The organism is Pectobacterium jejuense, from assembly GCF_026800125.1.
Taxonomy (GTDB): Bacteria; Pseudomonadota; Gammaproteobacteria; order Enterobacterales; family Enterobacteriaceae; genus Pectobacterium; species Pectobacterium jejuense.
On sequence record NZ_JAPQKX010000027.1, the window covers coordinates 1 to 8,249 of the forward strand.

Genomic DNA, 8,249 nt, shown 5'->3' on the forward strand with positions numbered 1-8,249 from the left:
TCTGGCAGGAACTGCTGGGGCTGGCGCGCGTCGGCCGCCACGACCACTTTTTCGAGCTCGGCGGTCACTCGCTGATGGCCGTCAGCCTGATTGAGCGACTCCGTAATGTGGGCCTGACGCTGGACGTGCGCAGCATTTTCTCCGCACCGGTGCTGAGTGAAATGGCACAGGCGATACTGGCGCATCAGGATAAACCGGCTGTAGTGGTGCCGCCCAACCGCATTCCGGCAGACTGCACCGCCGTCACGCCCGACCTGCTGCCGCTGGTGACGCTCACCCAGCCGGAGATCGATACCGTGGTGGCTACCGTCGCCGGCGGCGCCGCCAACGTACAGGATATCTACCCACTTTCGCCTCTGCAGGAAGGCATACTCTTCCACTATCGCTTTCAGGAGCAGGGTGACACCTACCTGCTGTATCACTTGCTGGCGTTCCAGGAACGCGCTCGTCTTGATGCCTTTTTAGATGCGCTTCAGCAGGTTATCGATCGCCACGATATCCTGCGTACCGCCGTGTGCTGGCAGGGGCTAAGCCAGCCTGTACAGGTGGTCTGGCGTCAGGCAGTCTTGCCCATCAACACCTTTGAACCGACGTCATCAGATGACGTTCCGGCTCAATTGAAGAAACAGACCGACCCACGCACCCGCCGTCTTAATCTGAATCAGGCACCATTGCTCTCGGCCGACATTGCTCACGATCCGACAACGGATGAATGGCTGCTAGCCTTAGGGCTACACCACCTGATTAGCGATCATATGACGCTGACGCTGATCGTCGGTGAAATCCGCCAGTTGTTGCAGGGTCAGCAGGATGCCCTGCCAACGCCGCTGCCGTACCGTAACTTTATCGCCCAAATATTAAGCGTTCCGAACACGGAGCATGAGGCCTATTTCCGCGAACGGCTGGCGGATATTGACGCGCCGACGATTCCTTTTGATTTACTGGATATACAGGGAGAAGGCGAAAATATCGCTGAAGTCCGCATGCCGCTTCCCGCGCCATTATCCAGCGCGATATATCAGCAGTCCCGTCGTTTAGGGATCAGCCCCGGCGTGCTGTTCCATGTGGCCTGGGCGCAGGTGCTGGCGCAGACCAGCGGCCGTGACGATGTCGTCTTCGGCACCGTGCTGTTAGGCCGTTTGCAAGGTTCTGCGGGTGCCGACCAGGTCATGGGGATGTTTATCAATACGCTGCCGCTGCGGATTTCTCTTGCCGAACGCAGCGTGTTGGACGCGGTACAGGAAACCTATCACGATTTGACAGCGCTGTTGGCACATGAGCAGACACCGCTTGCGCTAGCCCAACGCTGTAGTGGCGTGGCACCACCCATGCCGCTATTCAGCGCCCTCCTCAACTATCGCCATACGCAGATAAATAAAGATACCCGCCCTTGGGAAGGCATTCGGGTGCTGACGGAAAATATACGTACCAACTATCCGTTTACGCTTTCGGTGGATGATATCGGGGACGGGTTCAGTTTCCTGGCACAAACCAGCACAGAAATCGATCCTGCGCGAATCGCTCACTATCTGCTCACCGCGATCCACGGTCTGGTTGAGGCATTGGAGAACGAGCCACAGCGCCCGGTCCTGACGTTATCCGTCCTGCCGGAAAATGAACGCCAGAAACTACTGGTCGATTTCAACGCCACTGATGTCGTACGACCTGACTCTGCACTGGCCCACGTGCAGTTCGAAGCACAGGTTAAACGCACCCCTGACGCCACAGCCGTGATATTTGAATCGCAATCATTGAGCTACGACGAACTTAACCGTCGAGCCAACCGCCTCGCCCATCACCTGCTCTCACTCGGCATACAGCCGGACGATCGGGTCGCGATTTGCGTTGAACGCAGTCTGGAGATGGTTGTCGGCATGCTGGCGGTACTCAAAGCCGGCGGAGCCTATGTGCCGTTAGATCCGTCTTACCCCGTTGACCGTCTGACTTACATGCTGGAGGACGCGGCACCTGTCGCCCTGCTGACGCAAACCGAGCTGGTCACCCAGTTGGGTAGCCATCTCCCTGTGATCGAACTCGATAATCTGCCAGCCGCAATCGCTGACGAGTCACCAGACCATAACCCTGATCCAGGATCGTTCGGCCTGACGCCACGCCATCTGGCCTATGTTATTTATACTTCCGGTTCTACCGGCAAGCCGAAAGGGGTGATGGTTGAGCATCGCAGTATGTGTAACCTGCTTAGCGGACAGATAGAGGCTTTGCATATTGCAGCAGACAGCCATGTGATTCAGTTGGCTTCTTTCAGTTTTGATGTCTGTATGCAGGAATGCTGCATGACGCTGCTAGCAGGTGCGACGCTCTACCTTGCCGAACGCGCGGCTATCCTGCCGGGGGCAGCACTTCGTCAGACGCTGGAAGACAATACAATTACGCACATGCTGATAACACCGACAGCATTGGCGGCACTGGATGGACTCCCGGAAACATTACAGACGCTGGTCGTCGGCGGTGAAATTTGCCCACCTGCCTTAGTCAAACGCTGGGCAGCCGGACGGCATATGTTTAACGCCTATGGTCCGACGGAAACCACCGTCTGCGCCACGCTTTATCCGTGCAGTATTCAGGATGAAAGAGAACCTTGCATTGGTCGCCCGCTTGCCAATACACGGATCTATATTTTGGATCCACAAGGCAAACTGGTTCCCATCGGTGCGACCGGAGAAATTTACATCGGCGGCATCGGCGTCGCACGCGGCTACCTCAACCGCCCAGCGTTAACGGAAGCGCATTTTATTGCCGATCCATTTACCGATGATCCCGATGCCCGCCTCTACAAAACGGGCGACCAGGGTCGCTGGCTGCCGGATGGTAATATCGACTATCTGGGCCGTAATGACTTCCAGGTGAAAGTACGCGGCTTCCGTATCGAACTGGGGGAAATTGAAGCACGCCTTATTCAGTGCACAGGCGTGAAAGAAGCTGTCGCAATCGCCCGAGAGGATGAACCGGGGGAGGTTCGTCTGGTCGCTTATCTCATCGCGCAGCCCGGCGTTGAGCTGGTGCCAGCCGAGCTGCGTCAGCAATTGGCTCACCATTTAGCCGAATATATGGTGCCCAGTGCCTTTGTCACGCTTGATACTTTTCCGCTCACGCCGAATGGCAAACTCGATCGCAAAGCGTTACCCGTTCCCGATCAGACGGCCGTGGTGACCCGTACCTACGAAGCACCTGTGGGTGAAAAAGAAACCGTGCTGTCGTCCATTTGGCAACACCTGCTGGGCTTAACGCATGTCGGACGCCGGGATCACTTTTTCGAACTCGGCGGCCATTCATTGATGGCGGTTAACCTGATTGAGCGATTGCGTAATCTGGGTTACCGACTTGATGTGCGTAGCGTCTTTGCGTCACCAACGCTCGCCGATATGGCGGAGTCGATGCAGGTACAGCAGGAGAGTAATCTCAGCAGCGTTGCGGCTAACCTCATCCCCAACGATTGCAAACAAATTACGCCCGACCTGTTGCCGCTGGTCACACTGTCTCAGAATGAAATAGACGCTATCGTAGATAGCGTACACGGTGGCGTGGCCAATGTGCAGGATATCTATCCGCTCTCTCCCTTACAGGAAGGCATTTTATTCCATCATCGGTTGCAGGCGCAGGGCGATGCCTATCTACTCACTAACCTTGTCGCTTTCGATACCCGTGAACGCCTCGATGACTTTTTGGATGCGCTACAGCGCGTCATCGATCGCCACGATATTCTGCGCACCGCTCTCTACTGGCAGGGATTAAATCAGCCCGTACAGGTTGTCTGGCGTCAGGCACCGTTGAGCGTGAATACGTTTATTCCTGCGCAAACAGAGCACGTTCTGGCGCAGTTAAAGGCATACACCGATCCCAGCGTTCGTCGGCTTAACCTGAATCAGGCACCGCTGTTTGCCACCGATATTGTTCACGACGCTGAGCGGAATGAGTGGCTACTGGCACTGACCTTTCATCACCTCATCGGTGATCACATGACGCTGGCGCTAATCATTGAAGAAGTGCGGCTGCTATTGCAGAACCGTGGCGACGTACTACCGACACCGTTGCCCTATCGTAACTTTATTGCGCAAAATCTCAGCGTCCCCACGTCAGCACATGAGGACTATTTCCGCAGCCGCTTGGCTGATATCGATGAACCTACCGCTCCCTTCGGCTTGCTGAATATACAAGGCGACGGAGACAATGTCGTGAAAGCCAGCCAGCTACTCGCCCCGTCGCTCGCCATGGCAATCCGCAAGCAGTGCCGCCAGTTAGGTATCAGCCCGGGTGTTCTGTTCCACGTTGCCTGGGCGCAGGTGCTGGCACAAACCAGCGGTCGCGATGATGTCGTCTTCGGATCTGTGTTGCTGGGTCGCCTCCAAGGGTCGGCCGGCGCGGATCGGGTCATGGGCATGTTTATCAATACGCTGCCGCTGCGCCTCTCACTTGCCGAGCACGGCGTGCGGGATATCGTTCAATCCACCTACCGCGATCTCACCGCCCTGCTTGAACATGAGCAAACCCCGCTTTCCGTGGCGCTGCGCTGTAGCGGCGTGACGCCTCCTCTACCGTTGTTCAGTACGTTGCTTAATTACCGTCATAGCCAGACAGGGGCAAATGACAACAGCGCCTGGAGCGGTATAAAACTTCTGGCGACCGAAGAACGGACCAACTACCCAATCACACTGTCCGTAGACGATCTGGGAGAAGGATTTAGTCTGGTGGCACAGACCGTCAGCGAGATCGATCCCGCCCGCATCGTGAATTATATGATGACGGCGTTACGTGGACTCGTTGAGGCGTTAGCCATTGATCCGCTACAGCCTATTCTTGGCTTATCAGTCTTACCGGAAGAGGAGCGTAAAACGCTGCTGGTCGACTTCAACGCGACCGAAGCCGAGCTCCCACGCGAGCTGCTTCATCAGCTCTTCGAACAACAGGCTGCGCGGACGCCAGATGCCATCGCTGTCGCGTTCGAAGAACAGTTGCTCAGCTACGCGGAACTCAACCGCCGCGCCAACCAACTGGCCCATCATCTGCGTTCTCTGGACGTAAAACCGGATGACCGCATCGCGATTTGCGTCGAACGCAGCCCGGAAATGGTGGTCAGTCTATTGGGTGTTCTCAAGGCTGGCGCAGCCTATGTGCCACTTGATCCGTCCTATCCGGCAGAACGTCTCGCTTACATGTTGGATGATTCTGCCCCGGTCGCACTCCTGACACACTCATCGCTGCTTGAGTCGTTGCGTTGCGATCTGCCGACAATTCTTCTGGATAACGCTTCCCTGTTCGACGCCTACCCAGAGAGTAATCCAGAGGCCCAGACGTTCGGGCTGACGCCTCACCATCTGGCCTACATCATTTATACCTCGGGTTCAACAGGGAAACCCAAAGGCGTCATGGTTGAGCACCGCAACATTGTGGCATCGACTTACGCTCGACAGTTAACCTACCCCACGTTCGAACGGGTATTGCTGCTGTCCTCGATTGCCTTTGACAGCGCGCTTGCCAGCGTATTTGGCACGCTCACGCGCGGAGGAAGCCTGTATCTGCCAGAACAGGCGATAACCGTCGATCCGACGGCCATTCTACATATGCTTCATGAGCACCGCATTTGCTGCCTTTTGTGCGTGCCGTCTTTGGCACTGAGCCTTTTGCAGATGAGCCACAATGAGGAACTGACCTCTCTGCAAGCGCTGATTGTGGCGGGTGAACGCTGCCCGCCGGAAATCCACACCGCGATTGAACAGCTCGGTCTGTCAACCGCACTGTATAACGAATATGGTCCCACAGAAGCCGCCGTGTGGGCGTCCGTCTACCCTGTGGCGTCGTCCGAGACGTTCCACGAACGATTCACCGTGCCAATTGGTCACCCTATCGCCAATAGCCAGATCTATATTTTGGATCCGCAGGGACGCCCCGCTCTGCTCAACGTCGCCGGGGAAATTCACATCGGCGGCGCAGGCGTGGCACGGGGCTATCTGAATCGCCCAGATCTGACGGCAGAACGCTTTATTCCCGATCCCTTCTCACATGAGCCAGAAGCCCGAATGTATAAAACCGGCGATCTCGGCCGCTGGCTGCCGGACGGTAATATCGACTATCTGGGTCGTAACGATTTCCAGGTCAAGGTACGCGGCTTCCGTATTGAACTGGGTGAGATTGAGGCACGCCTCATGCAGCTTCCTAACGTGCAGGAAGCGGTGGTCGCCGCGCGCGAAGACATCCCCGGTGATACGCGTCTGGTTGCCTACCTTCGCTCTCAGCCTGGCACCGATCTCAATCCCGCCGATCTGCGTCAGCAGTTGTCCGAACAGTTGGCGGAGTACATGGTCCCCAGTGCCTTTGTCACGCTCGATGCCTTCCCACTCACGCCAAACGGCAAGATTGACCGCAAAGCGTTACCCGCGCCGGATCAATCTGCCGTCGCAACACGCGGCTATGTCGCACCGCAGGGAGAACTCGAAACCGCATTGGCCCAGATCTGGCAAGATCTCCTGGGGCTGGACCGCGTTGGTCGCCATGACCAGTTCTTCGAGCTTGGTGGCCATTCCCTGATGGCAGTCAGCCTGATTGAGCGGTTACGCAATATCGGCCAGACACTGGACGTTCGTAGCGTGTTCTCCGCTCCTGTGCTCTGCGATATGGCGCAGGCCATACTAACCAATCGCTCAAAACAACCTCTGGTCGTTCCTTCTGGCCTGATTTCACCGGACTGCACGGCCATTACACCGGAACTGCTGCCGCTGATTTCACTTTCTCAGCGTGATATCGACGCGATTGTCGCGACCGTTCCCGGCGGCGCGGCCAATGTGCAGGACATGTACCCGCTTGCGCCGCTGCAAGAAGGGATCTTGTTCCATTATCTGCTTCAGGAACAGGGAGATACCTACCTTTCGCAAACCGTGATTGCTTTTGATAAACGTGAACGTCTTGATACTTTCCTCAGCGCGCTACAACGCGTTATCGAACGTCATGACATCCTGCACACCGCCGTCTGCTGGCAGGGACTTAGCCAGCCTGTCCAGGTGGTCTGGCGTCATGCACAGTTACCGATAAACACGTTGGAGATCGACTCGGACGATGATGTGCTCGGTCAGCTACGCGCCCATACCAGCTCGCATACGCGCCGTATCAACCTGAGTCAGGCACCGCTACTCACCGCGGATATCGCTCACGATGCGGCCAATCAGGAATGGCTGCTGGCGCTAGGCTTCCATCATCTGGTCTGTGACCACATCACACTCGCCCTGATGATTGACGAGATACGCACAATCTTGCAGGGCCATGATGATGATCTGCCAACGCCGCTGCCTTACCGTAACTTTATCGCTCAGATTTTAAGTGTGCCGATGTCCGCTCATGAAGCGTATTTCCGCTCCCGGTTGGCTGATGTAGAGGCACCAACCGCGCCTTTTGGTCTGATCGATATAAAAACGGCTGGCGAGCATGTGGACGAAACCATGCAGTATCTTGAGCCTGCATTAGCACAAGCAATACGCCACCGGGCAAACCGACTGGGCGTCAGCCCCAGCGTCCTGTTCCATGTGGCCTGGGCACAGGTGCTGGCACACATCAGCAATCGTGATGATGTGGTGTTTGGTTCCGTCCTGCTTGGACGTTTACAGGGGACGGATGGCGCAGACAGGGTCATGGGGATGTTTATTAACACACTGCCGCTGCGCATATCTCTTAACGGCCGCAGCACAATTGATGTCGTACGTTCAACCTATGATGAACTCATCTCGCTTCTGGAGCATGAACAAACGCCGCTGGCGCTGGCACAACGATGCAGTGGCGTCATGCCGCCGCTCCCGCTGTTCAGTGCGTTATTCAACTACCGTCATAGTCAGCACAGTGCCGCTAACAACGACACAGCCACCAGAGTCTGGCAGGGTATGCGTCAGTTGACCGTAGAGGAACGCACCAACTACCCGTTAACCGTATCGGTAGACGATCTCGGTAAAAATTTCCGTCTGGTTGCCCAAACCAGTCCAGAAATCGACTCTAGCCGTATCACCCAGTATCTGGAAACGGCTCTGCGCGGTCTGGTTGACGCTCTGGAATCCGATCCGCAGCGCCCTATCCTCAGCGTATCGATTTTACCTGCGGAAGAACGCCAGAGACTGCTGGTCGACTTCAATGCCACCGACGCCGACTTCCCGCAGGATGCACTCATCCATCAGCTCTTTGAAGACCAGGCCGCCCGCTCGCCCGAGGCCATCGCCGTCCTCTTTGAAGACCAGCACCTCTCCTATGAGGCG

At 56.5% G+C, this 8,249-nt stretch carries 1 protein-coding gene; it reads left to right on the plus strand.

What is annotated here, in order from left to right:
• Positions 1-8,249, plus strand: an 8,249-nt coding sequence (locus tag NXT09_RS22275; protein WP_268581185.1) for a non-ribosomal peptide synthetase, incomplete at both ends; no start/stop codon positions are given.